The sequence below is a fragment of the Anaplasma marginale str. Florida genome (assembly GCF_000215485.1).
GTDB classification, from domain to species: Bacteria; Pseudomonadota; Alphaproteobacteria; order Rickettsiales; family Anaplasmataceae; genus Anaplasma; species Anaplasma marginale.
This window is the reverse complement of record NZ_AFMS01000152.1, coordinates 1-842: the sequence shown is the minus strand read 5'-3', so window position 1 is coordinate 842 and position 842 is coordinate 1. Positions and strand designations below refer to the sequence as shown.

Genomic DNA, 842 nt, shown 5'->3' with positions numbered 1-842 from the left:
TTTCAGATTATTCCTCGCCCCTTTGCCATATCCAGTACTTGTTGTAAGATTAGCGCTGCAGATATCTTATCATCCACCTTCTGAGATGCTTTCCTGCGCAATCCGAGACTTTCAGTCGTTCTACTGGCCATCGCGGTAGTAAACCTTTCGTCGTGCAAGTAAACATAAACACCTGACTTTTTTATCAGCTTTTGCACAAAAGAGCGGACCACCGCGCACATCTCTCCCTCCATACCATCAAGCTGCAGTGGCAGGCCTACAACCGCTGCGCAAATCCCTTCCCTTTTTAAAATGGCGTTCAGCTCACCCAGATCTTGCCTCACGTTTCTCCTAAGGTACACGCTATGCGGCATCGCAATGGTCCCCGTACTATCGCTGACGGCAAGGCCAAACTTCTTCTCGCCGAAATCCAGCCCCAGAATTCTCCTATCGGCCCCCAACGCCCCAAAAAAACTCTCTATGCTGTCGCACAACATAACCAACCCTGCCACAGCCAAAGTACGACGTGGTGAGCCTCAGCTACGCGACACAAACCGTGTGACTATTGACACGCCAAGCATTCATCATAGTCAAAGTTGGTGATTTGCCGCTGCGGAGAGACCGCCTGCCCGACATGAACGTGGGACACCTTATCTGCCTTCTGTACTGACTTGGACCTTAAGTAGTAGAGGCTTTTTACCCCCTTCCTCCAGGCAAGAAAGTGTATTTTATGTAAGTACCGCTTATGTACGCCCGCGGGAAGGAAGATGTTGACCGACTGCGCCTGGCACACATACGGGGCTCTATCACTGCTATGCTCAACTATCCAGCGCTGATCCATCTCGTAAGCGGTCTTAGAAAAC

General features: G+C 50.6%; 1 protein-coding gene and 1 pseudogene. Both read right to left on the bottom strand.

Annotated elements, in window-relative coordinates; all coding sequences use genetic code 11:
• Positions 1-2 precede the first annotated feature (2 nt).
• A complete protein-coding gene (ruvX, locus tag GAC_RS04450; RefSeq protein ID WP_010265134.1) occupies positions 3-476 on the bottom strand; it encodes a Holliday junction resolvase RuvX in 474 nt (157 codons plus the stop codon).
• Positions 477-541: 65 nt separating this feature from the next.
• Positions 542-842 (bottom strand): annotated as a pseudogene (locus GAC_RS04445) (ribonucleoside-diphosphate reductase subunit alpha); the annotation flags it as partial.